Raw genomic sequence first — 2391 nt, forward strand, 5'->3', positions numbered from 1 at the left:
CATGGCTGACTGCCAAATCTCAGTTGAAGCCGTCCACGACATACAACATGGCGCTTCATGGATCGATTAACGGCAATGAGTTTGGATGTGCAAACGATAAAATTATCTTTGGCAAAGCACTCGGATGTTTCTGGAGTTTTACGACAGCACCAGGATTAATCCCCAGTTTTTAACTAGATCCAACGAATAAAAAGTCGAGCATTTGCTCGGTTTTTTATTTTGCGAAAGAGAGATACCAACTACACATATTGATCCTAGAAAAGTGAAATTGTGCTTAGGGAGCTAGGTCTTCATTTACTGCATAACTTTTCCAACGCGTTGGAAAAGTTCAAAAAGCGCTCAAGAAGTGTTTTGGTATCAAAAGTATGCTTCTATATGATCTACTACTCGGTATGTATTGAAATACTGTTTTCACGAACGAACAGTCATAACGTGCTGTGACGAGTCGTTCGGATTTTGAGGTGGCGGGCTCTTCGCGGGGTGATTCCCGCACAATAAGCAGAAATAATCTTTTAGCTTTGTTCATGCAGAAGTAAAGAGAGGACGTTCATACAAAAATTGTCTGTCCACCTTTGAGATGATTTCTTTGGAGAGACAGTCTCAGGTAATCAATCTTTTTTTATTCAATAATTTGTTAGTGATCAGATATTTTTCTGTTGATTTACGTTTTCGTAATCCAAGTAATTCACCAGTTAGCTCGATAGACCCGTCAGGAGACTCTAGTTCTCTTACTGCAAACGAATTTCTGAGTGTACGCGGGCCTTTACGTTTTACTTCGATCCCAGCCTTTTTGTAAGTCGCTTTTGTCAAAAGATAGATTGTCGATTTATCTAATTTTTTTCCATCGAGGTTGGCAGGAAATAAAAGTTTCCCTGGTATTTTCTTTGCATTGCGTTCCTCAACCCATGCCATCACATCTGCAACAGCGAACGGCCTTAGTTGTGTTTGGTGATTCCGACTTGTACCGTTCACTGACCAAGGTGTTATTTCAACTGGAATAGAGCCGGTAGAGTCTCTAGCACCTACTCGATCAGTGTTGAGCCCAACCAACTCCGATACCTTTAATCCCGCTCCCAGTAACATGGCCAGTATCGCCCTATCTCGCCGACGTTTCCATTCCGGCCCATCGTCAACGGTCGGGTCGTAAGGTGCGACTTCCGGTAAGTGTTCCATATACAAATGCTGTTGGTCATCTGTGAGTATCACTTTAGGTAGGTCCCGCCCCTGTGCTTTGGTTTGGTAAATATCAAAGGCTGCATGCTTAGCTGGATTGGGAGTGATGCCGACATGTGCAAATACTCGTTCTAATAAGCGTAAATATCGCACACGTATTGAACTATTAAAGGCTTTGCGCGACGTATCCTTACCTGGCTTCGGTATCTCTAAAAAATCTTTAATGTGGTCATGGTTCACACTGTGCAAGATAACGCCCTGCGAATCAATGAAATCCATAAATCGGTGGAACATGTGAATGTAAATTTCAGCAGAACTATCCAATATTGGACGGAGTTTTTTATTTTCATTCTCGTTTGTTTTAGCGATTTGTCGACGCCCCAACAGCAAGTAATCTTCCGTTTTCACAAAAGCGGAAAAAGCTTCTCTCGGACTGTGTTTCCAGCCATTTTCATCATCAAATAAAGATTTATTCATTTTATTCAATTAACGGTCATATTTAAAATTAAAAGTAAATAAAAACAACATCTTGGCTACAAGTCCAAAGAAACTCGGCTGCACACCTTCGAAAATTAAGTGAAATAACCATTGCGGCATTGCAATTCCATAATAGTATACTAATTCCGTGACCGTTAATTGAATTATAAAATGTATTGGATTCCAGGACATGGTCAGTACCCGTCAGTTGTTATAAAAAATCGAGAGCATTGTTCTTTTTTTTAAACCCAATAATTTATTGGAACTTACGACATCCGAAGCTATCTTTACATTTAGTACGATTGACGTACCTACATTCAATAACAACCAAGGCATAAATCCTGCCAACACCGCTGGTGTTCCCCGACCAAGATCATCGATAAGCCAAATGGTCGGACTCTTTGCGTTGACGAGATGATAAATCTGACCTAGGGGAAGAAATTTTGCATGAGTACCATCGGCAGATGGAAATCCTAAACCTTTAGCATCAGTGAGATCAGAAACTGCAGGGATACTGATAATCACATTGTGATTAAGAGCGCTACCAACAAGCTTCACAACAAATGTTTTTCCTATGCCTAGTCCACCAACAACTAAACTAGACCGCTTGTGCAAAACAGCACGACGAAGGGAAATTCTCTCGTCAGAAGGACTCATTTTAGATTCCATGGAAAAAAAGGAATCTAAATCCTTTAGGATTAGATCCCGGGGGTGAATAAAATTTCAGTTGAGACCTGAATT

2 protein-coding genes are annotated in these 2391 nt (G+C 40.7%); both read right to left on the reverse strand.

The features are described 5' to 3' along the window. Nucleotides 1-600: 600 nt before the first annotated feature. Nucleotides 601-1650, reverse strand: a complete 1050-nt coding sequence (locus tag AAKU64_RS22330) for a tyrosine-type recombinase/integrase (protein WP_354335870.1) — start codon at nt 1648-1650, stop codon at nt 601-603. A 204-nt stretch (nt 1651-1854) separates the two neighbouring features. Continuing rightward, nucleotides 1855-2307, reverse strand: coding sequence for a hypothetical protein (locus tag AAKU64_RS22335; RefSeq protein ID WP_354363078.1), 453 nt, complete (start codon nt 2305-2307; stop codon nt 1855-1857). Between the last annotated feature and the right edge of the window lie 84 nt (nt 2308-2391).

Origin of the sequence: Undibacterium sp. GrIS 1.8 (genome assembly GCF_040544445.1) — a bacterium.
Classification (GTDB): domain Bacteria; phylum Pseudomonadota; class Gammaproteobacteria; order Burkholderiales; family Burkholderiaceae_D; genus Undibacterium.